Raw genomic sequence first — 23,423 nt, forward strand, 5'->3', positions numbered from 1 at the left:
CGGCGACGACGGCATCAACGTGGCATGGCGTCACACGTCACTCTGGCACGCAAGCAGCGAGAACCCGAAGCAGATCAGCATCCACGACACCCACCGGTACATGACCGTCGATGCGGCCGAAGCACTGGCGGCAGACCTACTCGCTGCCGCCGCTGCTGCACGTGCTGACGCCGCCGAGGGTGGGGCGAAATGAGCGGATTCAGCTGGCAGGTCGGCACACAAGACGACTTGGTGTATCTCGAAGGCCGCAAGATGAAATCCGCCGACGACTACCAGGTTCTGTGCCGAGGAACTCTTGAGCCTGATCAGGCGCGCGGATTAGCTGCCCTACTCGTCAAGTCTGCCGACGACAGCGACCGACTGCGCGGGATAACCCAATGACTGCTGATTCCCTCACATCGTGGCGCAACCGACGCAGATACCACAGAAGCGCGTGGGGTCGGCGATGAACCGTCACCAGCTCCTCGCCTGTGCCAGCGCCGAAATGCAGACCGCGCTCAAAACCTACACACACGACGACCTACCACGCACAGTCACCGACACCGCCTCAATCGACGTGCTCAGTGCGTTGCGGGAAGGGTTGCGCATCAGCACCATTCACCAGTTGGATGCGCTACCACCCGGCGTGCTGATTCGGTCGGCTGTGGTCGGGTCTGTCGGACGCTTCTACGAGAAGTTCCCCAACGGCTGGTACGAACCCGGCTGCACAAACCCATTTCCGCACCACATGCGAACCACCCTGCTCGACGCGCTACTGCTTTGGCACCCGACGTGGGCAACGAAAGGCATGAAATGAGCTTCCAGGCCAAGTACCCCGTTCAATGCGCGGCCTGTGATGAACGTATCCACGAAGGCAACTGGGTCCGCTACGAAGACGACTTCCTGGTCCACGACGATTGCCCAGAACCCGTGAATCACGATGCGCCACAACGCAACGAACGCAAATGTACACACTGTTTCACCATCCACGCAGGAGAGTGCATCTGATGAGAATTGTTGGCCTGCAAGAGCTACTGACACTGCCCAACGGCACACTGTTCGCCGAACTGCGCGAGCCTTGGGTATTCGGCGAACTCTATCTAAAAGGCGACAACCTAGGCGGCGCAAATAATGACTTCTGGTCGAAGTCGCTCGCATGGCCAGACGCTGACGAATCAGGAATGGCGTTCTCCCGACTGGATGCAATGCTGGTCGATCCAACTGTCAGCTACCCGGCCGACGAAGGCTACACGCGCGGCGAATACCTAGGCGAAACCCGCGACTACAAGTTCCTCGTCTACGAACCCGCCGACACCGCAGCACTCATCGAACTACTCAAGGAAGCGCTATGAGTCGTGGTCGTCACCGCCTGTTCGACGCCAAACGCCGCAATAAGCCTCACATCAAGATGAGCGGACAGCACCTCGTCATGGACTTCCGATTCATCGACAACCCAGAACTCGGACGATGGGAATTCCTACTGGTTCTCGGAGGCGAATGATGGACACACGCGAAGGCGAATCATTCACCGCTAGTGCGGATTGCCCATCGTGTGGACACCTGGCAGTGCACTGGATCGATTCGCCACGACTGCGGCCCGAGGTGGAAACCCCACTCCAGCAAGGGCTGAGGGTAATCAACGAGTCGATGTGGGCAATGTCTCTGTATTCACCAGGCCCATACGTGCCGAGGCACTACTACGACAAGGATGGCAACACCGTCATTCGGGTGTGCGTCAAATGTGGATACCGATGGGGCCAGCGATGAAAGCTGACCGTGACTGGATGATCAACGCAGCCTGCCGAGAACACCCACCAGACGACTGGTTCCCACACACCAAAGACAAGCACGGACAACGGCACGCAACCCGCATCTGTCAAACCTGCCCCGTACGAGCCGAATGCGCCAACTACGCCCAACAAACCGGAGCCACCCACGGCATCTGGGCAGGCCAATACCGCAACGTCAAAACCACCAAACCCGGCATCGAACACGGCACCGAAGCGGGCGCACGAGCCCACTACCGACTAGGCGAAAAACCCTGCGACAGATGCCAAACCGCAGTATGGGAAGCCAAAAAACGACGACTAGGAGCAAGATGACCTTCCATCAGTCCACATTCCTCGCGGTATGCGCACCCGACACAATGATGGGCAGCAAGTTCTGGGGTTGTGGGGCAGAGCTTTTGATCGAACAAGTGCGAGGCATCGAGGGCGCACGTGAAGCCGCCGTGGCGAACGGATGGACCTGGTCCCGACCAAGCGCATGGGACGAAGACCGCCGAGACATCACGCTCTGCCCGGAATGCACACGGATTCGTGAACAGAGGATCGCCGCCCGGAGTGGGCGTACAGGAGCCGTTGACGAATGAGCCAGTGCCGAGTCTGTGAAGGTCATGCGCAACTGTTCCTGTGCATCACCCACATCAGCAGCTTGCGAGATGCGTTGCGCGACTTGCCGTGGTGGCTGCGGAGATTGGATGAGTCGGCGGTTGGTGACGTGCGACTAGGTGAAGGTGGCCGAAGAGGTACGCGCGCACACGAGCTCGACGAGTACACCGGTCCCGATGGCGCCGAGAAGTTGGACCAGGCGCGCAAGGCCGGAAAGTTCGCCATCGATAAGGCTCTCGCCGCCGGCAGGGTCAACGCGAAAGCCTCACGCCTGCTTGGTAGCGCAACCAACGAGCTCGGTACATGGGTGCGGCACATCTGCGAGACACGCGGAGTCGAGACGCCCGCATTGAACGTCAGGGAATGCGCCAAGTGGCTGGAGAAGCACACGCACGCCATCGCATCGGATGAAGCGGCGGCCGAGTGCTACAACGCCGTCATCGACCTTATTGACCAGATTCGCAAGGTGGTCAATCGCGCTGAGCCACCCGAGTTCTGCGGCCCGTGCGATGGCGAACTAACACCCGAGCAGCGCACGAAACTCGTCACGTCAGGCGATGAAGATCGAACACATTGCCGCGTGCAGCTCTACGCCAGACGTGGCCTCACCCGCGTCACCTGCCACGACTGCGGCAAGGAGCACGACATCGCCCAATTACAGGCCGCGATGCTTGAGGAGGCCGACGAATTCAGCTTCACAGTCACCGAGCTCGCCGATGCGATCCTGCCGAAGCTGGGCATCAAGGTCTCGCGCCGGACGCTGCACGGATTGGCCAAGGTCGGCAAGCTGGCTCCGAGCGGTTGGGAGTCTGCCGTTGCTCGCTACCAACTTGGGCATGTGCGCGACGTGGTACGCGAAAATGTCCGAGGAAAACGCGCGAGATAGGTTGCGTGGACTTGCGGCTCTGACCTGGTACATTCTGAATTGCGCAGGCAAACGTCACTGACGAAGCGCGCCAGAATTACCCAGAGCCCCGTATTTGACCTCGTCATACGGGGCTTTCGTCATGTCAGCCGGTCGACGTGGCCAAGGTCTACCCAGCACCACCCCTCGCACAACGCATCACCATCGCCTTGCAACGGTTGCGTGACGCACGAGCAGACGGTGACGCCAACCGAATCCACTACGCAGCACGGTTGCTCGATCAACTTTTGGATCAATACCCGCGAGGTAAGTCGACGTGAACGAAGCTGCTGTATCTGCCCTCGCCCAGGGATTCCGCACTGGACTGAGCCATCCCGGCCGGCCCGAAGAGAACCTGCCTGCCAAGTTGATCTCGCTGCCAGTGTTCCGTTCAACGGGCATCCCCAGTGAGATGGCCGACCACTTCGCCGCAGAAGCCGGATTCGCAGACAACGACACACCCAGACTCACCGCAGAAGCCGCCGTCCACACGCTTGAGAACGCGGGCCTAACCATCATCCCCACCGACGAACTCGACGCACTCAGAACCGCAGCAGCAGACGCACCCGACGGCAAGAGGACGATCACAGCTTTCTGCCAGTGTGACGCCCAACGGTTAAACCCCTTGCTACGCATCACCATCGACAAAACCAACACCGTGGTCATCCCCGGCGCACTACTCCAACCCTGCACACACGGAGCCAGCTGAATGAAGGACCCCCACACCAACACGGTGCTGCTGGTCATCAGCGTCGTTCTCGCCGCCGTGACCCTGTGCCGCGCCGATGTCGCCACATTCGCCATCGCAGCCGGCTGGGTGCTCACATTCGGAACCTACGGCTACAGCGTCGGCTGGGACGCAGCCAAGAAGGACAACCACTGATGGCACAACTCAAGGTCGTCGTTGATGGCAAGACCATCCTCGACGGCGACCCCAAATACGTCGGCAAACCACCCGAAGAACTCGCACCCGACAAGATCCGAGCGGCCGGCAAAAAGCTCAAGCCCAGCCAAGTCGCACTAGCCACCGTCTTCAGCATCTACGCCATGCAAGGACAAGTCACAGGCGCAGTCAACTTCGACTTCGCACAAGAAGACTGGACACTCACCGTCAAGAACATCGACGGCGTCAGGCACATCGACATCGTCACAGGCTAATGCCATCGCGCGGCTCAACAACCCAGCGCGGCTACGGCTCAGGACACCAAGGCCTACGCAAACGCTGGGCCACACGAGTCGCCGAAGGTGGCGTCATCTGCTGGCGCTGCGGAGAACCCATCGAACCAGACATGGAATGGGACCTCGGCCACGACGACCACGACAGGTCGAAATACAAAGGCCCAGAACACGCCCGCGCCAAAGACTGCACCGAAGGCGGCAACCGAGCCACCAAAGGCCGAGGCAAGAAACGCGGACCCAACAACATCTACATCGTCACCGGACCACCAGCCGGCGGCAAAACCACCTGGGTCAGGGACCACGCCAAACCCGGCGACATCACCATCGACTTCGACGCCATCGCCAACGTACTCACGCCACCAGATGGCAAGCCGCACAAGCACACACCTCAAGTGCAAGCCATCACCAAAGCAGCACGGCAAGCAGCCATAGACGCAGCACTGGCAACTGTCGGAGTGGACGTGTACATCATCCACTCGACACCCGGCGCATCGACAGTGCAGCGGTACCAGGAACTCGGCGCGCACATCATCACCATCGACCCCGGCCAAGACATCGTGCTGGCACGGTGCAAAGCCGAACGACCGTGGCAGATTCAGCAGGCCGCCAAGCACTGGTACGCCGCCCAGCAAACTTCGGATGCGAGCCAGCAAACATCTGGCCAACCAGCTGCCCTCGGATGGTTCGGCACCTAAAGGCTCGCATCGGTGCAGGTCAGCGGGTTATCGAGCGATGCTAACCAATCCGCCGAGCGGCCCGTCGACAAAAGCCCAGGTCACGGGGGGTGGGTTGCCATCGAAGGGGCGACACGCCTACTGACCCCAATCGTTCCCGTCAGCCGCTGTGCGTACGGAGTCTGGGGACTTTGGACCGAGTCTGGAGATTCCAGCAAACTTTCTAGCAAACGGGGTGCGATATGGCTGGTTGTGGCCCTGCGCCCGGAGTTGGCGCCAAACCTGCTGGTCAGACACGACGACGCAACAAGCCTACGCCCATGACGGTGGTGACGGCAGATGGTGAGCAGCACGGCCCAGAGCTACCCGACACATATGAGTGGCCGCCGGCGACGTTGACGTGGTGGAAGACGTGGCGGACGTCGGCGCAGGCGTCGAAGTTCACTGAGACGGACTGGTCGTTCCTGCTGGATACAGCGGTGCTCCATGCGGAGTTCTGGATGGGTAATCGCGGACTGGCTGGCGAGCTGCGTTTACGGGCAGCGAAGTTCGGTGCGACGCCGGAGGATCGGGCTCGCCTGAAGATCGAGATCGGTGACCCGAATGCGCCGACTAAGGCGCCGACGCAGTTGCAGACCAAAGAGACGAAGAATCGGCGAACGCGGTTGTTGCGTGCCGTAGGCGACGACGGTGGCGACGAAAACTCCGACGAGTAGCCAGTTTCGATCGCTGGGCTTCTATGCCATCGCCTGGATAGAACACTTCCTGGTTCACGGTCCCGGCGACGTACAGGGGCAGCCGATCGACCTGGACGATGAGTTTGGCGCCTTCATCCTGAAGGCCTACGCACTCAATGAGTCCGGCAGCCGGAAGGTCAAGCGCGCATTCCTGTCTAGGCCGAAGGGCCGCAGTAAGTCTGGCTTGGCGGCGATGATCGAGTGTTTTGAGGCGCTCGGCGAGTGCCGGTTTGACCACTGGGCGGAAGAGGGCGAAGTCTCGGACTGGGGTTACCGGTACGAGCCTGGCGAACCTGTTGGCCGGCAGCAGATTTACGTCGAGGCGCTGAATGTCGCGACGGAGGAATCACAGGCCGGCAACACGTACGACGCGGTGTACTACATGCTGCACCCGGACACGTGCTCGCAGGAACTGCTGGACCAGTTCGGCCCGATTGACGTTGGGCTGACGCGGACCAATCTCCCGAACGCGCGGGGATTCATTGAGCCGGTGACGGCGTCAAATGAGTCGAAAGACGGTGGCAAGTCGACGTTCATCGTCGCCGACGAGACGCACCTGTGGATGCCACCAATGTCGGGCGTGTTCAAGCTCGGGAAGATGCATCAGACGATGGTGCGCAACCTATATAAGCGCGCTGTTGCATCCGGGTGGATGCTCGAGACGTCCACGATGTACGCGGCCGGTGAGCAGTCGGTTGCCGAGGGAACGCACAAGACGGCGAAGAAGGCCGAGAAGTCCGGCGACAGTCGCCTCCTGTTCGATCACCGGCAGGCGTCGGATCACTGGAACCTCGAGGATCGCGGCGAGCGCATTCAGGCACTGCGTGAGGCGTACGGTCCTGCGGCTGCATGGATGGACCTGGAAGCCATCGCGGACTATTGGGATGATGAGCAGGCGTCGGAGGCGGAGTTCCGGCGGTTCTGGCTGAATCAGCCGGTGCCGCTCGTGGATTCATCGGTGATGAGTATCGGGCAGTGGAACAACCTGAAGAACTTGGCGGCGCCCCAACCTGAACGGGTTGTCTTGACCGTCGCTGTTGCGCAGGACCGATCCTGGTCATGTATCGGAGTGGCGGGCGATGTGTTGATCGGTGAGCACACGAAAACGCTGCTGATGTGCAACTCGCTCAAGGGAATCGGCGGCGTGGCGGCCAAGATCGCTGAGCTGAAGACTGACCGCAACGTCGCAGAGGTCGCGCTAGTTGGGGCGCAAGCCAAAGCGCTACAGCCGGATTTCGTCAAGGCCGGCATCGAGTTTGAGATGTTGAGCGGCGTTGACGAGGCGGCATCGTGCGCAGGCTTCCTTGAAGCGGTCAAGGGCGGCGCAGTCGTTCATGTCGGGCAAGTAGAGCTCGACAAGTCGGTAGAGAACGCACGGACGCGAATGTCCGGCGAATCGGAGCGGTGGGACCGCAAAGACGCAAAGGTCGACGACTCTCCACTCGTGGCAGTCTCTGGAGCGCTTTTTCGATGGGGCTTACAGGAGAACGTCGTGGTTGAGGTGTGGGAGCCGCTGTGGACGTGACAGCTCAACAGGATTCGGGGTAGCCAGGTGTCAGCTTTGCAGATGGTTTTCGCGGTCACTCTTGGGGTGGTTGCGGTGGCTATCGGGCTGGTGGTGGCTGGTGTGGCGGTTCTGGTTGGTGCTGGTTTGGCGTTGATCACTGGTGGTGTGCTGCTGGCTGTGGCGGCGGTTGTGACTGGCGTGATTCTGTTGCGTGACGAGGCTAAGGCCAAGGTCAAGAAGTGACGTTCCTGGATCGTCTGCGTGGTCAGTCGTCGGAGCGGATGACTGTCGACGAGTACGCGAAGATGGTTAGCCAGTTCTCGTTCAACGGGCTGAGTTACGGGATGGGCTTGAATCCGGTTATTCAGCAGACGTTGGCTGGTCAGGCGACGGTGATGGCGCCGAACAACTACGTCGGGCTGGCTACTCAGGCGTATGGCGCGAACAGTGTGGTGTTTGCGTGCATGTTGGTGCGCCAGATGTTGTTCTCTACGGTCAGGTTTCAGTGGCAGCGGCTTCGAAATGGGACACCGTCGGGAACGTATGGTTCGGCTGATTTGGCGTTGTTGGAGAAGCCGTGGCCGGGTGGTACGACGCAGGATTTGCTGTCGAAGATGATTCAGCATGCCGACCTGGGCGGCAATTCGTACGTAGCCGACCTGGGTAACGAGTTGGTGTGCATGCGCCCCGACTGGGTGGACATTGTCGTTGAGGAGCGGCAGGGCGGTGTCACGTCGATGTACACCGGTGGCCAGGTTGGTTGGCGCAAGGTGGGTTACCTCTATTGGGAGGGCGGCCGTGGCGTTGAGAAGAATCCGACGGCGTTCCTTGCTGATGAGGTCGCGCATTTTATGCCGATCCCGGATCCGTTGTTTGACTATCGTGGGATGTCTTGGTTGACGCCTATTTTGCGTGAGATTCAGGCAGATCAGGCGATGACTACGCACCAGTCGAAGTTTTTCGAGCAGGGTGCGACTCCCAATATGATTATTAAGCACAGCCCTGGTGCTGACCGGGATGCGGTACAGAAGTGGGCTGAAGAGGTCAACAGCAAGCACTCCGGCGCCGCGAATGCGTACAAGACGCTGAACCTGTACCCCGGCGCTGATGCGACAGTTGTTGGTACCAACCTCAAAGACATCGACTTCGCCGAGGTGCGCGAGGGCGGCGAAGTTCGGGTGGCTATGGCGGCTGGTGTGCCGCCAGTGATCGTGGGCCTGGCAAAGGGTCTGGATTCGGCGACGTACTCGAACTACAGCCAAGCGCGGCGACGGCTCGCGGACGGTACGGCGCATCCGTTGTGGCAGAACCTGTCCGGGTCGTTGCAGCAGATCATCACACCTCGCGATTCGGCGTCGCGGCTCTGGTACGACACCTGCGATGTGCCTTTCCTGCGTGAGGACGAGAAGGACGAAGCAGACATTCAGGCGGTGCGGGCGGCGACGATCAACACCTTGATCACAGCGGGGTTCACGCCCGAATCATCGGTGGCGGCAGTGGAATCCGGAGACTTCGGGCTGTTGCAGCACACCGGCCTGACGAGCGTGCAACTACTCCCACCCGGCACCACCCAGACCCCGCCGGCATCAACCGATGGAGGTTCCAATGGCAACCAGTGAGCGCGCGGCACGTCCGCCGTTGCAGAGCGTGCGGGAAACCCCGTTCCGGCTGCGTGACACCAGCGGTGACAGTGAGCCGGACGACGGGCTGACCCTCGACGGGTATGGCGCGGTGTTCGGCTCGCGCACGGTCATCGACTCCTGGGAAGGGCGCTTCGCCGAGGAATTCTCCCTTGGGTCGATGAAGCGGTCGTTCCGCGAGACACCTCCCAAGGTTCAGTTCGACCACGGACGGCACCCGATGATCGGCTCCATCCCGATCGCTGCACTGCGGTCCATCAACGAAGAGGTCGACCCCGTGCTTGCGCCGAAGGGTGGCGCGCACATCGTCGCGCGAGTCTTCGACAACTGGCTGATGGCCCCCGTGCGCGACGCCATTGCCGCCGAGGCGATCTCGGGTATGTCGATGCGATTCTCGGTTGTCCGCGAAGCATGGACGACGTTCGACGGCAAACCGATCCGCGACGAACAGACCCTCATGCAATTGCTGCGTGAGGCGATCTACGACGACGTTCCCGACGACCAGTTGCCGGTCCGCACTGTCAAAGAGGCGAAGGTGCCCGAAATGGGTCCGGTTGTATGGCCGGCCTACGACGCCACATCGGTGTCCATGCGTTCCACGGTGATTGACCTGGGACGCCTTCACGAGCCCGAGCAGCGGAAGTTGCTCGCACAGGCGGTGTTCCTCGCGGACGTCGCCGAATCTGAGGACGCACAGCGAGACGCGCAAGTTGTCGAGCCGGTGTCCGACGCGCAGCAAGACACCGCCGATGCGGTAGTCGAGCGCCCGTCACCAGAGAAGAACGACGCGCAGCGATCCACACCTGTAGGTGAGCACCCGTCGAAACCGCGCAACCTCAGCGACAAGCAACTGCGGTTGAGGAATCAGCGCGATCGATTGTTGACCCTTCGAGCGATTGGAGATCGCCCACTATGAGTACCGAAAACGAGGAACAGCGCGGACCGACGCTGACCTACAGCCAGTCCCGAAACCGGGCTGACGAAATCCATGCCCGCATGGAACAGATCAACGAGCTGGACAACCCCACCCCGGAAGAGGACGCCGAGTTCCGCTCCCTGGGCGAGGAGTTCGATCAGCTGGTCGTGCACATGGGCCGGCTCGAGCGTGCCGCCGAGATGGCGCGCGTGAACTCGACGCGTGTCGGTGTCGGCGAAGGTGCCCGTCCCCGGCAGCGTGCCGTTGTCCCCGGCTCGCAGGGCTCGCGCGACGAGTACGACCGGGACTCCATCCTGGAGCCTGACAGCATCGAGGACTGCCGGTTCCGCAACCCGTGGGACCTGTCCAGCATGCGGACCTGGGGCCGGGATCAGGGCGAGGTGGCCGGTGAACTCCGCGCCCGTGCCCTGTCGGCGATCGAGAAGATGCAGGGCGCTTCCGACAATGTTCGCGAGGCGGCCACCAACATCATCGAGCGGTTCGACAACGACAAGAGCTCGCCGCTGGCACAGCTCTGCCTCGCAACGTCGTCTCCGGAGTACCTGCGCGCCTGGTCGAAGCTGGCCCGCAACGCCGGTCACACCATGACCGACGCCGAGCAGCGTGCAGTCGCTCATGCCGAGCAGGTTCGCGCGATGTCGCTGACCGACTCGGCCGGTGGCTACCTGGTGCCCTTCCAGCTGGACCCGACTGTCATCGTCACCAGCTCGGGCGTCCGTTCGGACATCCGGCAGGTGGCACGCCAGGTCGTCGCGACCGGTGACGTGTGGAACGGCGTGTCGTCGTCCAACGTGTCGTGGTCGTGGGACGCGGAAGGCTCTGAGGTCAGCGATGATTCGCCGACCTTCGCCCAGCCGTCCATCCCGAACTACAAGGCGCAGGGCTTCGTGCCGATCAGCTTCGAAGCGCTTCAGGACGAGGCCAACGTCACTCAGGCGGTCGGCGAGCTCCTGGCCGGAGGCAAGATGGACCTGGAAGCCGCAGCGTTCATCACCGGCTCCGGATCGGGTCAGCCCACCGGCATTATCACTGCGCTCGTGGCATCTTCGCCCACAGTGGTGGTGAACTCGGCGACGACCGACACCTTCGCTCTGGCGGATGTGTACAGCCTGCAGGGTGCCCTGCCGGCGCGTCACCGGGCCAACGCGTCGTGGCTGGCGAACAACCTGATCTACAACAAGGTTCGCCAGTTCGACACCTCCGGTGGTGGTGGCTTCTGGACCAACCTGAACGGCGACCGGCCGCCGATGCTGATGAACCGCAACGCCATCGAGGCTGAGGCGATGGACGGCGTGATCAACGCGGGCGCGGAGAACTACTCGCTGCTGTTCGGCGACTTCTCCAACTTCGTGATCACCGACCGTATCGGCACCACGGTCGAGTTCATCCCGAACCTGTTCGGGGCGAACCGTCGCCCGACCGGTCAGCGTGGCTGGCTGGCCTGGTACCGCACCGGTTCGGACAGCGTGAACGACAACGCTTTCCGCCTGCTGGACATCACTTAGTCACACCCTGAGCGGTAGTTGGCAGGGTGAGCGCGTGAATCACTCGCCCTGCCAACGACTCTCACGACCAACGAAGGGAAGCTAGTGATGGCAATCTATGCAGCCAAAGAGGCGTTCACGTTCGACCAGGATGGCGCCCCTCGGGTGTTCACCCCCGGTGATCTCATCTCGGATGATGACCCCGGTTACAAGGGCCGCGAACGCCTGTTCGAGGCGGTCAATGTGGTCGCTGCCCGCCGATCCGGCGTGACCGAGACGGCGTCGGCCGCACCTGGTGAGGTCCGGCACCGTGGCCGTGGACGCCAGCGTGGCACTGAAGACAAGACCGAGGAGAGCTCGGCGGACAAGACCGAAGGGGAAAACGCTGATGCATAACCTCTATTCCAACGCGCTGCCCGTTCCGGCGCTGTCGTCGCAGACGGTGCAGACCGGAACCGTCAACGGCACCGCTGTGGATACCAGCGTGTACAACAACAACTTCCGCGACGTCCTGTTTGTGCTGACGTCGGGCACCTTGACTGACGGCACGTACGCGGTCGCGGTGGAGGAGTCCGATTCCAGCGGTTCGGGTTACGCCGCAGTGGACTCGAGCCGTGTGCTCGGTGCGTTGCCGTCGTTCGCCGCGACCGATGACAACGCGGTGAAGTATGTCGGCGCGCGGCCCACGAAGCGGTACGTCCGCATCACGGTGACTGCGACGAGTGCCACCACGGGTGGCGTTCTGTCGGCGACCGCTGTGCTGGGTAACGGTTCGCTGCATCCGGTCGCGCGTTCGTAAATGATCCGCAAGTGGCTCACCGCTCGGCGCCTGTCGCGCAGTGAACCGGCGGGTTGGATGGCTCCGCGCGGAGGTGGTTATTGCCCTGGCGTGAATAACAATCCGCGCGGGCAGGTCATACCATCGCGGCACTTGCCGCCAATCGGAGGTGGTGGCGTTGTCCGAACTCGTCGCCGCTGACCTGTCGGCGTACACCAACGGCCGGCTGCCTGACAATGACGACACCCAGGACTTGCTGGATGCTGCGTTGTCGGCGGCTCGCCGTTGGTGTGGCTGGTGGGTGACGCCGGTTCAGACGGGTGTGACGGTTGAGGTTGATGGGCCTGGTGGTCGGGTGTTGTCTCTGCCGACGCTGAATCTCATTGCGCTCACTGCGGTGTCGGAATGCGGTGTGGCACTCGATGTCACGAAGCTCGACAAGTCCAAGCGCAAGGGAACTGTCGAGAAGTACCCGTACGGGTGCTGGTCGTCGCGTGCTGGTGCTATTTCGGTGACGATGACGCACGGCTTCACCGAGGATGAGGCGGCGGATTGGCGGCGTGCTGTTCTGCGGCTGGCCGACATGATGGACCGCGAGGAGCGATTCACTCAGCGCAGTGGTGGCGACATGATCGAGAAGCGTATCGATGACGTCACGTACAAGTGGGCCGTGGGCATCATCTCGGCTGATGAGCGGTTGCGGGCGTTGTTTTCGAACTATCGGATTCTGCCGTCGCCGTGAGTGAGTCGTTTGGTGATCAGGTGGTGGCGTTCGTCGCCGTGTCTCAATCGGGTCAGCCTGGCTGGGGTGGCCTGAAGACGAATACGCGCACCGCAACTCGGCTTGCTGGTTGCCATTTTCGTCCCGTGTCGTCGGATGAGACTCCGGTGACGCAGACGGATGTGACGACTGAGGTGTGGAAGTTGACCGCGCCGCCGGATGCTGTCGCGTTGGCGGCGAAGGGCAACGGCGAGCTGGTTTACGACGGCAGCCAGCACCCGGAATCGCTGGACCTCGAGGCTGATTCGACGCGCCAGTACGTGTTCCAGATCGATGGTCAGCGTATGCCGAAGTACGACTTGGACGGGAGCGTGCATCACGTGACTGTCTATCTGAAGCGGCAGGTTGGTTGACGGTGGCTAATCCGTTCTCCGGGTATGGGGTTTCGGATGAGGAGGTCGCGAAGGCGATCCGTGAGTCCGTCGAAGTGAATCTCGGGATCGATGAGTTCGTCGAGGGTGAGTTGATCCCGTTCGCGCGCAGCATCAGCCCGGTTGATTCGGGGAAGTATGCGGCGTCGTGGAAGTTGAAGAAGAAGGCTAAGAACGGGAAAGCTCTTGCGGGGCCGACTGTTTGGTATTCGCATCTGATTGAGTTCGGGACTGGCGCGGACAAGAAGAACCGCGTGCATGTCAACGACAAAAAGCCGCGTGAGGGCCGGAAGAACGTTCCGGGACCTGGTGATTCGCGGATTGTCGACATGGACGGAGAGTTCGCCGAGCTCGGTCCCGATACTCCGACGCCTGCGTTTGGTATCGCGCAGAAGGTGGCTGAGCGGTTCGGCGGCACGTACAAGGGTGGCATCGGGGTGAACGATGACTAATCCGCTGTTGGATGTCGATGCGCCGGATGGTGAGGATTTCGTTGCGGCCTGGTTGCAGCCGGTGGTCCGCGCATCGGTTGAACGTGATCTCAATGACGAGTTGCCGTTCTGTACGGTGCAACGGATTTCGGGCGCCGACGATGAGAACGAGGGCACTGATGATCCGGTCGTCCAGGTCGATTTCTACGACCGGGGCGTGAAGGCTGCTGCGGCGGCCGCGCGCCTTGGTCATCGCCGGATGCTGCGACTGTTCCGTGATTGCCCGAACGTGACTCTTTCTGATGGCACGACTGCTGCCATTGACTATGGCGAGACGGTGATTAAGCCGTTTCGCATGACTTATGCGGACGATCTGATCGTTCGTTACACGGCCCGGTACAAGCTGGGCTTCTCATACGTCACCGTCTGAGTTTTTGACGGTGCGCCGCTGCCTGTAAGCGGCAACCAAATTCTGCCCATGTCCATGCCGGATGCCGTCCGGTTCATTTCCGTACCCCGAAAGGACCGTCACTGTGGCGATTCCATCGACCGGCACCGACTATGTGGCCGGAGGCTTCAACAACAACGATCCCCGCTTCCTGGAGCGTGGCAAGCTCATGGCGGTTCTGGTGCGTGATGCGCGCGGTACCGCAACGGATATTTCGCCGTATGACGGTGCGGGGGCGGTGAAGTGGTCGCCGTTCGCACTCGATGGGAAGCTTCGCAACGACCTGTTCGCGATCATCAAGTCCGGCGGCCAGTGGGTGGTGAACCCGTCGCCGAACGAGGGCTTCCATCTGTTCACGGCGTTCAAGGAGGGGGACGGCCCGTCGGTCAAGCCGTCCATCGACAAGGACGACTTCATGATCGAGCAGCAGGACGAGCCGTGGGATTCGGTTCGTACGAAGCAGGATGAGCCGGTCACGTTCACTGCTGTTGAGTCGCTGAAGGATTCGTGGCGGCGTCTGCGTAACGATCTGCCGTTCGTGGATGCGCTGGGCAACCTGCTGGTGAAGACTCCGGGCGCGTCGTCTGGTTGGTCGAAGGCGTTGGGCGCTGCGGCTGTTGACCGGCAGGTGCTGCTGGTGCGCCAGTTCAACAAGGGCGGCAAGACGGTGACCACAGTCAAGGGTTACGCGTTGTGCCGGCTGAATGACATCGGTGAGCAGAAGATGGGCAAGAAGGATTCGGAGGCTGCGTCGTTCACGCTTCAGCCGCTCCCGGATGGCATCTTCATCTCGACGGTCGACGGTGTGAATGGTGTGCCGATCATCAAGCATGAGTGGGTGTCGTGGGGTGGCGCGTTCACGGTCACGACTCAGTACACGGTGGGTGTGGGTGCTGCTTCGGCTGGCACGTTCACGCTGACGTACGGCGGGCTGACCACGGCGACGATCGCTTACAACGCTGCGGCTTCTGCGGTGAAGTCGGCTCTGGTGGCTTTGGACGATGGTTTCGACGCGTCGAAGTGGACTGTCACGGGTTCGGCTCCGACGTGGACCATCACGGTGCCGGACAGTGGCCGGGTTCTCACTGGCGACGGCTCTGGCCTGACTGGCGCCACGTTCGCTGTCACTGCGGTGTAACAGACCTCGCCGGGTGTGCGTGGGCAGCGCACATCCGGCGAGCCTGCCCTTTCTGCCCGAATCCCTGCCCATCTGCCCGAAAGGCCCATTTGTCATGTCTGAAAACGAGTCCACCCCCATCGATCCCGAAGCCCTTGATGCCGCACGTGAGCAGGCCGACGACTTCGAAAGTTTCCTGCGGCCCCTCGAGGTGCCAACCCGCGATGGTGGCGTGTTCAAGGTGCCGCATCCCGGCATGCTCGATGACGATGCGTCCGAGGCGTACAACGAGATGCGGTGGACGTTCAACCAATGCGACCGGGTGACCGAGGATGTGCCGGAGACGACTATCACGTTGAAGGACGGCACCACCACGACGATGGCCGCGCACACCGTGGTCGGCGGGTTCATTGACCCGTATCAGAAGGACGGCGAGCGGATTCGGCCGTCGTACAACATTCAGATGGCGCAGTGCCTTCTCGGGCCGGAGAAGTACGAGGAGTTCAAGTCTGCCGGCTGCAAGTCGAATGACCTTGCGATTGCGTTGAACAAGCGGGCCGAGGAGATGCGGAACCGGACCGTCGACGACTCGAAAAGTGTGGACGGCGCTGTGGTTCCTGAAGCGGTGGCCGAAACAGATTGAATATGACCTCGCCGACAAGGACCGCAGTATTCTGCGGGACTGGCATCGAGGTACGCGCGACAAGCGCGGCCGGCTGAAAGTCACCAGCCGAGAACTGTTGGTACTCATCGAGTATCTGCCCGATGACGGGGCATTCAAGATGGCGTTGCAGGGCCGTGAAGGTGACTGGGACGAGAAGACGCAGATTCTCGCTGGGATACACGAAGAACTGTCGATGTATCACGCATCCAAGTGCGGGCAAGACATGGCGAAAGTGTTCTTGTCGCCGAAGGCTCGGATGGAAGCCCTGCTTCAGCAGGCCGAAGAAGAACAAGACGCAGCGGACGCTGAAGACGCGATTGATGAGTGGTTCGGATAGTCGGAAAGGTGGTGTGAGCGTTGGGCATTAGCCTTCCGATTGGGTCCCATCTTGACGATGGGCAAGCTCGCCGCGTCACCCGTCAGGCTGAGGACTACTTCTCGACTGCTGGCCGTCGGGCGGGTGATGAGTTCTCCCGTCAGGTGAATCAGGGGCTCGGGAAGGTTGATACCGGTCGGGCGCGTGCTCAGGCGGCGCTGCTCGAGCGGGCGTATGACAAGGCTGCTGATGCTGCGGGGAAGCTGCGGTCTGAAGAGGCCCGGTTGGATTCATTGCGGGTGTCGGGGACGGCGACTCGCGCGCAGCTGATTACTCATTCGGAGCGGGTCGAAAAGGCTCGACGTGCTGAGGCTCGCGCGACTCGTGACGCGGTTAATGCGATGCGGGACATGGAGAACGCGTCCGGGACGTTCGGGGCTATCGGTTCCGCTGCCGCGCAGATGGGTTCGGATGCGGCAGGTGCGGCGGGCAGTGTCTCCAAGCTGGCTGGTGCACTTGGTCCGCTCGCTGGTGGTGCTGCGATCGGCGGCGCGATTGTCGCCGGCGCTACTGCTGTCACTCTAGCCATCGGAGCCATTGGCGGTTCGATTGCCGAGCTGTCGGGTCTGGTCGGCACGCTACCTGGCATCTTTGCTGGTGGTGCTGCGGCGTTCGGGACGCTGACCCTTGCCACGCAGGGTTTCTCGGATGCGATGGGCGACATTCGGGATTCGAAGAAGTTCGCCGAGGACCTGAAAGAGTTGTCTCCGAATGCGGCGCAGGCTGCGACCGCTATTCAGCAGTTGATGCCGTCGCTGGATGGGTTGCGTGCGGCGACTCAGGATTCGCTGTTTGCCGGTGTGGGACAGGAACTTACGCAGCTCGCGAACACGTACCTGCCGTCGATTCAGCAAATGACGACCTCCATCGCGTCGTCGTTCAATGCGATGTTCAAGGCTGTCGGCAATCAGTTGATGACGCCGGAGACGCAAGCGGCAATCCAGTCGGCGATGGGCAACATTGGGCAGGCGTTCCAGAACCTAGTGCCCGCGATCGGTCCGGTGACAAAGGCCATCGCCGACCTCGCGAACGTGTCGACCGGGTTCCTTCCGGGGTTTGCGACGGCGATTGCTAATGCGGCGACACAGTTTTCGAACTTCCTGACGAACGCATCACAGACCGGCGAGCTCCGGCAGTGGATTCAGGACGGCGTTGACGCGTTCAAGCAATTCGTGACGCTGGCGCCGGACCTGAAGCAGATGTTCGTCGACTTCAAGGCGAACGGTGGCGCCGCGATCAATGACGTCGTTGGACTGCTGCGCGTCGCCATCCGGATCGTTGATGAGCTCGGCGGCGCGTACAGCAGGGTGTCGGGCAGCGTGAAGGCGATGGCGAATGTCGTCGCCGCGTCGTTCGGGATGATCGAGAAGGCGATCAGCATGTCGCTGGAGCCGTTGCGGGCGATGATCAACCTGAACAACAAGCTGAATCCGGTGTTCAAGATCGAACAGATTCCGCGATTCGGTGACATCACGGTCCCATTCGGCGATGCGGGCATGAACCCGTTTGCGCCGAAGGTTCAGGGCAACGCCGTCGCGGTTCCGGGTGCGGGCGGCCCATCAGTGCCGGGGATGTCGTTGGCAACTGGCGCGGTTGCCCCTCGGGTGGCGCCGGTGTTCATGCCGGATGCGGCGAAGGCTGCGGGTGGATCGGCGGCGAGCAAGTTGCCGACGGTGCCGTATGGCAACCAGGACCCGATGTCGCTGTTGCAGGGCTTCCCTGTCACGGCGTCGCTCTACGGCGCGGCTGGCGCGGTGCTCGATCAGCAGCAGAAGGTGGCGCAGGCACGTTCTGACCTTGCCGCACTGGAGAAGTCGGGGACGGCTACTCAGTCGGAGGTTGTCGCCAAGAAGAACGAGTTGGCGCGCGCTGAACGCGAGCAGCACGAGGCAGAGCTGAGACTGATCGAGGCCAAGCAGTCCGCCACCAACAAGTCACTCAAATCGATGCAGTCGACGCACGACGCGATGTCGACACTCGGTGCCGGCTTGGATCAGGACCTGGGTGCATCGAAGGGATTGGCGGGCCTCGCCGACAACCTGGTGCGATTCGTCGGGAATCTGGCTACGGCGCCGTTGCAGGCGAGCTTGCAGCGGCAGATTGATGCCGATCCCCGCAAGGGTGGTTTTGGGCTGCTGGGCATCCTTGGGGCGCAAGGTGCGTTCGGCGAGCAGTACACCGGAATGACCCAGCAGCAGGGCTACTCAGCAGCGGGCTGGTCGGGTATGCCGGGAATGCGCGGCGGCCTTCCGTATGGTCTCGCCACCGGCACCAACACTGGCGGTTACGGGTCCAGCGGAGCCGTGTTCCCGCAGTGGGTGCACGCGCTCGAGCAAGTGTTCGGGGTTAAGGCGTCGACCTACTCCGGCCATCAGGAGTCGGATCGCAACGAACCTGGATATGCCCCGAACCCGATGCATCTCAATCGGGGTATCGACTGGACCGGTTCGCCTGCGGCGATGCAGGCATTTGCCAACTTCATGGCAGGGCAACCGAACGCCGAGCAGGTCATCTACCAGAACCCTGTGACAGGCCAGAACACGGAGGCTGTTGCAGGGCAGGCGCGACCGGGCTATTTCGCCGGGGACCTCTCTGAGCACCGGGGCCACGTCCACACGCGGCAAGCGTTTGGTATCGATGCCCCCGGATTCTCGCAAGGCGCGCAGGATGCCACCGGTGCACTGAGTGGGCTGGCGGGCGCGGCGAACTCTGCCACCCAAGCACTAACTGGACCCGCCGGCGGCTGGAACGCGGACTGGAACTCCATGGCGCAGAAGGAAGCGTCTGGCAACTGGGCCGCCAACACCGGTAACGGGTTCTATGGCGGGTTGCAGTTCACTCAGCCGAGTTGGGATGCAGCTGGCGGTGGTCAGTACGCGCCGCGCGCCGACCTAGCGGCGCCGTATCAGCAGGCGTTGACCGCTGAGCAGCTTCTCAGGATGCAGGGGCCTGGTGCGTGGCCCAACACTTTCACTCCCGGTTCGGCGGGTCCGGGCGGCGGCGGCATGTACCCAGGCATGGGCATGACGCAGGGATTGCCGTTCGCGCCTCTCGGCCCTGTCAGTCCCGGCGGTCCCGCCGTGGGCCTCGGGTCTGCGGCGGGCATCGGCCCCGCGCAACCCGGCCTTGGCTCTGCCGCTGGATTCGGAGTACAGAACCCGACCCAGATCGGCGCGGTGGTTCCGGAAGCGTCGGGCATGGGCAAGGGTGGCATCGGTATGTCCGGTGGCGGTCTCATGGAAGCCGCGATGCAGGCCGGTGGGCTCGCGTTGGATGCGATGGCGCCCGGTGCTGGGCAGGCTGCGCAGACTGGCATGAAGCTGATCAATCGGACGATTCAGTACGGCGGTCAGGCGGCGGGTATCGGCGTCCAGGGGTTGATGGACACGTTCCTGCCGATGGGTGGTTCGCAACTGGCGCAGAGCAACTGGGCGACACGCATCATCGGTGGTCTGGCTGGTGCTCTGCCGGCGATCCCGAACATGGCGGGCAAGAAGGCCCCGGAGCAGGCTCAGGGCGCGCAGGGCCAGGGCGCGCAGACTCCCACGACGAACGTCACCCACAACACGACGATCAACGCTGAGGGCCGCGACAACGGTGGCCTCGCGCGCGATTGGGAGTACAACACGACTCAGGCGGCGATGACTCCGGCGGTCGGCCCGTGACGCAGGCATACCCGTCCGTGCACTACCCGGATTTGATGGGCGTGGGGGAGATAACCCCGCATGGATGGCATGACCTGATCAGCGGGAAACCGTTGATGCGGCTCAAGGCTTTTGACGGCTCCATCGATATGTTCATGGCTGGTGGGTTGTCGAAGCCGTACCGGTTCGAGTCGCCAGAGTGTGTGCGGATTCCCAAGGGTGGCTTGAAGGGTCTGATTGCGCCGTGGAAGCACATCGACCAGAAGGGCGCTGTGCAGGACGGTGTTTCGCAGCTCGACGCCCTGTATGACCCGATCGAGGTTCAGGCTGATGTGGTCTGTTACGGCCGTGATGGTGTGCATTTGCATCGGGTTGTGCGGGATGTGATCGCGGCGATTGATGCGAAGCAGACATCGGAGCTTGGGTTTCTCACGTTGGATGAGGGTTACTGGTGGTCGGATGTCCGCTGGTTCCAGGGTGCGGCGCAGAACACGGTCGATATGGGTGGGCCGTCGCGGATGCACAAGATTCCGTTGCGGCTGCGTGCGGACAACGGGTTCTGGCGGACGTACGCGTACACGGATCAGTTCGAGTTCACCTACGAGTCGTTGGTTGAGGATTTCGAGTACACGAATCCGACTGATCTGGGTGTGAATTGGCCGCAGTACTTCTATGACGCTGAGCCTTTGGCTGATGGGTTGATGGTGGCGAATGGGCATTCGGCGAAGTGGGCTCAGAATCTTGGGTTGGGTGAGCGCGCGTCGGTTGCTCTACGCAAGGACTTCACCACCACGACCAATAACCAGGTCATCACCCTGTACACAGACAAGCTGCCGGCAACGTGGTACCAGCCGAACGCCTACAACGAAATCTGGGGCCGCTGCAACGCCGACCCGACCACTGACCTGTGGGACGGCGACGGCATCCGGGCGCGTATCGGGGCCAAGGGTTTCGGCGGGTTTGTTGAGCTGTCGCGCTTCAACAACTACGTCGAGACGGTGATGAAGGTAGAGCCGTTGCTTGTGCCGCCGTGGTGGGGCGACACCTGGAAACTGGTGCTTGGCTATGAGGACAATCCGCGCTTGTACCGGTTGTTCCGTAATGGTGGTCAGGCGTTGGCGCACAAGGAAAAGGGCACCGGGTCTGTGATGGACGCCAGCCATCGTGCGGCGGGGTTCGGTATGCGCGGTGGCCGGAAGTGGCCGAACGTCCCGGCGAACGTCAAGAAGATCACAGTCGGCGACAACACCACCGTGGCGCAGAACGGTTTCGTGCAGCTGATCAACCCCGGTGATCAGCCGATGCACTGGGAGGCAACTGTTTTCGGCCCGTGCTCAACCACGCGCATATGGGATGGCCCCGGTGCGCAGGAAGGCGAGTATGTGACAGTCGGTCCACTTTCGGCGGATCAGGCGATCACGGTACGCAGTGATCCGAAGCTACGTCCGGCTATTGAGATGCCGTCGTCGGTCCCACTGAAGAAGAACGTCTATCGGTATGTCACCGGCCGGTTCTCGGATGCCGCTGCGATTCCGCCGAAGTCTCCCGGTAACCCGGTGCAGCCGTATTACCTGAAGGTCCAGATCGATGACGGGAACGCTGACTCCAAGGTGCTGATCAGCGGCGTACCCCTAAGGCGCTGGCCCCTCTAGATGGACAGTCAGAAAGCCGTTGACCTGCAAAGGTGGACGGCAGCTTTGGCGACCGGAAATACCAGCAGGATCGCCTCTGTCGCATCGGATTTGGCGAAAGCTGGGTCGAGGGTCGACACCGACTACCGGTTCACCGTATACGACAACCTGTGGAATGACATGGGGTCGTTCGGCGAGAGCATCATCGAAGCGCAAGGCTCGGATCCTAGAAACGACTGCCCCACAGGCAAGTTGGTACTGAAGGGCACCACTGACTGGGTTGACGTCTTCGCTGACTGCCGGAACACGATGGTTGGCGTCACCGTCGAAACCGCAGACCTGCGATTTCCTTTCTATGTCAAGAGTCACAACGAGCACTTCGAAAAGGGTGCCTGGACTCACAACATCGAGCTGCGTGGCATCTACGACATCCTGAACTACTACGTCATCTGGCCGACGTGGTGGCTTCCTATTCAGGCGCAACCGATTTCGCACGCGGTGTTCTTCTGGGCGTTGCAGACATGCCTGGAATCGATGGTCGCTGAGTGCGCGTTGCGGTTGCAGACCGGGATTAACGAATTCCTCAACAACGCACTGTCTTTGAACCCGGACATCCGCGCCTGGTTCGGGACGCTACTGCTGAACAACGGCAACATCTTCCACTCACTCAAGACGCCCACGTACGTCAAGCGCACCAACCCATTCCTGGACACCTCACCACTGTTCGGACGGACTGTGCGAATGGAGACCTGCGGGACGGTCATCAAGGATGCGACCAAAGCGTATGGCGTCGACACGCAGATGGACCTATGGCTGCCGGGTGATCCGCAGCCCGACCGGTGGGCCAACCTGAGCCAGCCGACCTACGTCTTCTCGACGAAGGACCGGTCGCAGATCAAAGGCCCGTTCGGCAACGTTCTGGACTCGGTTATCCGGACTGTCGTGGACCTCGAGGGCTCCCTAGTCGGCCGCGCGTTGGACCCGATACTGAACCCCAAGGGACCCAATCCCGCATTGCCTGACGGGGCGTTCGATTCATCCACCCTGGGTGTCGACTTCGACCCGCCGTACGCCATCGTGATCGCACCCGAGCAGGGTGACGATACCGGGGCGATCGAGAAGTGCGATATCAACCATCACACCCCTGATGGCTGGCAGCACATCATCGGCGGCCGGTCCCCGAAATGGCTGAACGATCTGTTCAACGCAACGTTCGCATGGCTGATCGACAGCCTCATGATCGTTGTCGGATTCGCCGGTGTGCCAAGCGATCTGCTGGCCGGGTTTATGAACAACGCGTTCTTCGCCTTCCAGCTCGTGCAGCACTATGAGCGGCGCGCGGAAGTCGGTCCGTATCACCCGGCAATTGAACGCTTCTACCCGACAGCCTCGAGCCCGTACAACATCGAGACCCTGTTCGCCTTCATCAACGCGCTGTTCGACAGCCGGGGCTATACGGCCGCGATGGTCACCATCAACCTTGCTGGCCCAGAAGTGCCTTACATCCTCGGCAAAGACATCTTCAAGGGCGGCTTGATGTCTTTGGTGTACCGCAAGCGCACCAAGATTCTGACCGACTACATCGAGAACGTCATGTGGCGCATCACCAAGGACGAGCGCACGTTGACGTGCCAGATCGGTGATGGCCGCAGAGATGAAGCGCCTTTGTCCAAGCATCAGCGGTGGATCACAGCGGCGTTTGAGGCCGCAGCGGTTCTCACCCTCTCGCCGCAATCGAGTTCATAGGAGCG

Annotated in this window: 29 protein-coding genes; all 29 read left to right on the forward strand. The window is 61.7% G+C overall.

The window, feature by feature from the left end; genetic code table 11:
* Positions 1-193: hypothetical protein (locus A7G45_RS27625; RefSeq protein WP_260941590.1), on the forward strand; the 193-nt coding region annotated here is incomplete at its 5' end.
* Positions 190-381: a hypothetical protein gene (locus A7G45_RS27630; RefSeq protein WP_260941591.1), complete on the forward strand. Its 192-nt coding sequence runs from the start codon at positions 190-192 to the stop codon at positions 379-381. The genes A7G45_RS27625 and A7G45_RS27630, both read left to right, overlap by 4 nt.
* A gap of 19 nt (positions 382-400) precedes the next feature.
* Positions 401-796, forward strand: a complete 396-nt coding sequence (locus tag A7G45_RS27635; RefSeq protein ID WP_260941593.1) for a hypothetical protein — start codon at positions 401-403, stop codon at positions 794-796.
* A gap of 190 nt (positions 797-986) precedes the next feature.
* The gene (locus tag A7G45_RS27640; RefSeq protein WP_260932057.1) at positions 987-1,331 is read left to right on the forward strand and encodes a hypothetical protein; all 345 of its coding nucleotides are present in this window, start codon (positions 987-989) and stop codon (positions 1,329-1,331) included.
* Entirely contained in the window at positions 1,328-1,480 is a 153-nt protein-coding gene (locus A7G45_RS27645; RefSeq protein ID WP_260932060.1) for a hypothetical protein, read from the forward strand. Before A7G45_RS27640 ends, A7G45_RS27645 begins: the two co-directional genes overlap by 4 nt.
* A 283-nt stretch (positions 1,481-1,763) precedes the next feature.
* Complete coding sequence (locus tag A7G45_RS32810) at positions 1,764-2,081, forward strand: WhiB family transcriptional regulator (RefSeq protein WP_407667549.1); 318 nt, start codon at positions 1,764-1,766, stop codon at positions 2,079-2,081.
* A gap of 265 nt (positions 2,082-2,346) precedes the next feature.
* Positions 2,347-3,255, forward strand: a complete 909-nt coding sequence (locus A7G45_RS27650) for a hypothetical protein (RefSeq protein ID WP_260941596.1) — start codon at positions 2,347-2,349, stop codon at positions 3,253-3,255.
* A 295-nt stretch (positions 3,256-3,550) separates the two neighbouring features.
* Positions 3,551-3,982, forward strand: a complete 432-nt coding sequence (locus A7G45_RS27655; RefSeq protein WP_260941598.1) for a hypothetical protein — start codon at positions 3,551-3,553, stop codon at positions 3,980-3,982.
* A complete protein-coding gene (locus A7G45_RS27660) occupies positions 3,983-4,156 on the forward strand; it encodes a hypothetical protein (RefSeq protein ID WP_260941599.1) in 174 nt (57 codons plus the stop codon).
* Positions 4,156-4,431 (forward strand): hypothetical protein, encoded by a 276-nt coding sequence (locus A7G45_RS27665; protein WP_260941600.1) that lies wholly within the window; start codon positions 4,156-4,158, stop codon positions 4,429-4,431. The genes A7G45_RS27660 and A7G45_RS27665 overlap by 1 nt, the downstream gene beginning before the upstream one ends.
* 131 nt (positions 4,432-4,562) lie before the next feature.
* Complete coding sequence (locus tag A7G45_RS27670; RefSeq protein ID WP_260941602.1) at positions 4,563-5,147, forward strand: hypothetical protein; 585 nt, start codon at positions 4,563-4,565, stop codon at positions 5,145-5,147.
* A gap of 221 nt (positions 5,148-5,368) precedes the next feature.
* On the forward strand, positions 5,369-5,842 hold the full coding sequence (locus tag A7G45_RS27675) for a phage terminase small subunit (protein WP_456094115.1): 474 nt from the start codon (positions 5,369-5,371) through the stop codon (positions 5,840-5,842).
* Complete coding sequence (locus tag A7G45_RS27680; RefSeq protein ID WP_260941606.1) at positions 5,817-7,388, forward strand: terminase large subunit domain-containing protein; 1,572 nt, start codon at positions 5,817-5,819, stop codon at positions 7,386-7,388. Before A7G45_RS27675 ends, A7G45_RS27680 begins: the two co-directional genes overlap by 26 nt.
* A gap of 27 nt (positions 7,389-7,415) precedes the next feature.
* Entirely contained in the window at positions 7,416-7,613 is a 198-nt protein-coding gene (locus tag A7G45_RS27685; protein WP_260941608.1) for a hypothetical protein, read from the forward strand.
* Complete coding sequence (locus tag A7G45_RS27690; protein WP_260941611.1) at positions 7,610-8,989, forward strand: phage portal protein; 1,380 nt, start codon at positions 7,610-7,612, stop codon at positions 8,987-8,989. Before A7G45_RS27685 ends, A7G45_RS27690 begins: the two co-directional genes overlap by 4 nt.
* Positions 8,976-9,926 carry an HK97 family phage prohead protease gene (locus A7G45_RS27695; protein ID WP_260941613.1) on the forward strand — a complete coding sequence of 317 codons (951 nt, stop codon included), beginning with the start codon at positions 8,976-8,978 and terminating at the stop codon, positions 9,924-9,926. Before A7G45_RS27690 ends, A7G45_RS27695 begins: the two co-directional genes overlap by 14 nt.
* A complete protein-coding gene (locus A7G45_RS27700) occupies positions 9,923-11,452 on the forward strand; it encodes a phage major capsid protein (RefSeq protein ID WP_260941615.1) in 1,530 nt (509 codons plus the stop codon). Before A7G45_RS27695 ends, A7G45_RS27700 begins: the two co-directional genes overlap by 4 nt.
* Before the next feature lie 87 nt (positions 11,453-11,539).
* Positions 11,540-11,827, forward strand: a complete 288-nt coding sequence (locus tag A7G45_RS27705; protein WP_260941617.1) for a hypothetical protein — start codon at positions 11,540-11,542, stop codon at positions 11,825-11,827.
* Positions 11,820-12,230 (forward strand): hypothetical protein, encoded by a 411-nt coding sequence (locus A7G45_RS27710; protein WP_260941619.1) that lies wholly within the window; start codon positions 11,820-11,822, stop codon positions 12,228-12,230. The genes A7G45_RS27705 and A7G45_RS27710 overlap by 8 nt, the downstream gene beginning before the upstream one ends.
* Positions 12,231-12,381: 151 nt before the next feature.
* Positions 12,382-12,951, forward strand: a complete 570-nt coding sequence (locus tag A7G45_RS27715) for a hypothetical protein (protein WP_377042174.1) — start codon at positions 12,382-12,384, stop codon at positions 12,949-12,951.
* 23 nt (positions 12,952-12,974) lie between these two features.
* Positions 12,975-13,343 carry a hypothetical protein gene (locus tag A7G45_RS27720; RefSeq protein ID WP_260941623.1) on the forward strand — a complete coding sequence of 123 codons (369 nt, stop codon included), beginning with the start codon at positions 12,975-12,977 and terminating at the stop codon, positions 13,341-13,343.
* A gap of 2 nt (positions 13,344-13,345) precedes the next feature.
* On the forward strand, positions 13,346-13,813 hold the full coding sequence (locus A7G45_RS27725; protein WP_260941625.1) for an HK97 gp10 family phage protein: 468 nt from the start codon (positions 13,346-13,348) through the stop codon (positions 13,811-13,813).
* Positions 13,806-14,222 carry a hypothetical protein gene (locus A7G45_RS27730; RefSeq protein ID WP_260941627.1) on the forward strand — a complete coding sequence of 139 codons (417 nt, stop codon included), beginning with the start codon at positions 13,806-13,808 and terminating at the stop codon, positions 14,220-14,222. Before A7G45_RS27725 ends, A7G45_RS27730 begins: the two co-directional genes overlap by 8 nt.
* Positions 14,223-14,325: 103 nt before the next feature.
* Positions 14,326-15,378 carry a hypothetical protein gene (locus A7G45_RS27735; protein ID WP_260941629.1) on the forward strand — a complete coding sequence of 351 codons (1,053 nt, stop codon included), beginning with the start codon at positions 14,326-14,328 and terminating at the stop codon, positions 15,376-15,378.
* A 94-nt stretch (positions 15,379-15,472) separates the two neighbouring features.
* The gene (locus tag A7G45_RS27740) at positions 15,473-16,000 is read left to right on the forward strand and encodes a hypothetical protein (RefSeq protein WP_260941631.1); all 528 of its coding nucleotides are present in this window, start codon (positions 15,473-15,475) and stop codon (positions 15,998-16,000) included.
* The gene (locus A7G45_RS27745) at positions 15,954-16,358 is read left to right on the forward strand and encodes a hypothetical protein (RefSeq protein WP_260941632.1); all 405 of its coding nucleotides are present in this window, start codon (positions 15,954-15,956) and stop codon (positions 16,356-16,358) included. The genes A7G45_RS27740 and A7G45_RS27745 overlap by 47 nt, the downstream gene beginning before the upstream one ends.
* Positions 16,359-16,747: 389 nt before the next feature.
* A complete protein-coding gene (locus A7G45_RS27750; RefSeq protein WP_260941633.1) occupies positions 16,748-20,062 on the forward strand; it encodes a transglycosylase family protein in 3,315 nt (1,104 codons plus the stop codon).
* Positions 20,059-21,693, forward strand: coding sequence for a DUF7257 domain-containing protein (locus A7G45_RS27755; RefSeq protein WP_260941635.1), 1,635 nt, complete (start codon positions 20,059-20,061; stop codon positions 21,691-21,693). Before A7G45_RS27750 ends, A7G45_RS27755 begins: the two co-directional genes overlap by 4 nt.
* Positions 21,694-23,418, forward strand: coding sequence for a Gp37-like protein (locus A7G45_RS27760; RefSeq protein WP_308204176.1), 1,725 nt, complete (start codon positions 21,694-21,696; stop codon positions 23,416-23,418).
* The last annotated feature ends 5 nt before the right edge of the window (positions 23,419-23,423 follow it).

It is taken from the genome of Mycolicibacterium llatzerense (assembly GCF_025331195.1).
Taxonomy (GTDB): domain Bacteria; phylum Actinomycetota; class Actinomycetes; order Mycobacteriales; family Mycobacteriaceae; genus Mycobacterium; species Mycobacterium llatzerense.

What these genes read in the sequence shown, in the direction of transcription:
- A7G45_RS27670 (WP_260941602.1), top strand. Translation starts at nt 4,563, where the DNA reads ATGGAATGGGACCTCGGCCACGACGACCACGACAGGTCGAAATACAAA.
- A7G45_RS27640 (WP_260932057.1), top strand. Translation starts at nt 987, where the DNA reads ATGAGAATTGTTGGCCTGCAAGAGCTACTGACACTGCCCAACGGCACA.
- A7G45_RS27645 (WP_260932060.1), top strand. Translation starts at nt 1,328, where the DNA reads ATGAGTCGTGGTCGTCACCGCCTGTTCGACGCCAAACGCCGCAATAAG.
- A7G45_RS27705 (WP_260941617.1), top strand. Translation starts at nt 11,540, where the DNA reads ATGGCAATCTATGCAGCCAAAGAGGCGTTCACGTTCGACCAGGATGGC.
- A7G45_RS27750 (WP_260941633.1), top strand. Translation starts at nt 16,748, where the DNA reads ATGGAGAACGCGTCCGGGACGTTCGGGGCTATCGGTTCCGCTGCCGCG.
- A7G45_RS27660 (WP_260941599.1), top strand. Translation starts at nt 3,983, where the DNA reads ATGAAGGACCCCCACACCAACACGGTGCTGCTGGTCATCAGCGTCGTT.
- A7G45_RS27740 (WP_260941631.1), top strand. Translation starts at nt 15,473, where the DNA reads ATGTCTGAAAACGAGTCCACCCCCATCGATCCCGAAGCCCTTGATGCC.
- A7G45_RS27760 (WP_308204176.1), top strand. Translation starts at nt 21,694, where the DNA reads ATGGACAGTCAGAAAGCCGTTGACCTGCAAAGGTGGACGGCAGCTTTG.
- A7G45_RS27650 (WP_260941596.1), top strand. Translation starts at nt 2,347, where the DNA reads ATGAGCCAGTGCCGAGTCTGTGAAGGTCATGCGCAACTGTTCCTGTGC.
- A7G45_RS27665 (WP_260941600.1), top strand. Translation starts at nt 4,156, where the DNA reads ATGGCACAACTCAAGGTCGTCGTTGATGGCAAGACCATCCTCGACGGC.
- A7G45_RS27730 (WP_260941627.1), top strand. Translation starts at nt 13,806, where the DNA reads ATGACTAATCCGCTGTTGGATGTCGATGCGCCGGATGGTGAGGATTTC.
- A7G45_RS27700 (WP_260941615.1), top strand. Translation starts at nt 9,923, where the DNA reads ATGAGTACCGAAAACGAGGAACAGCGCGGACCGACGCTGACCTACAGC.
- A7G45_RS27630 (WP_260941591.1), top strand. Translation starts at nt 190, where the DNA reads ATGAGCGGATTCAGCTGGCAGGTCGGCACACAAGACGACTTGGTGTAT.
- A7G45_RS27675 (WP_456094115.1), top strand. Translation starts at nt 5,369, where the DNA reads ATGGCTGGTTGTGGCCCTGCGCCCGGAGTTGGCGCCAAACCTGCTGGT.
- A7G45_RS32810 (WP_407667549.1), top strand. Translation starts at nt 1,764, where the DNA reads ATGATCAACGCAGCCTGCCGAGAACACCCACCAGACGACTGGTTCCCA.
- A7G45_RS27710 (WP_260941619.1), top strand. Translation starts at nt 11,820, where the DNA reads ATGCATAACCTCTATTCCAACGCGCTGCCCGTTCCGGCGCTGTCGTCG.
- A7G45_RS27695 (WP_260941613.1), top strand. Translation starts at nt 8,976, where the DNA reads ATGGCAACCAGTGAGCGCGCGGCACGTCCGCCGTTGCAGAGCGTGCGG.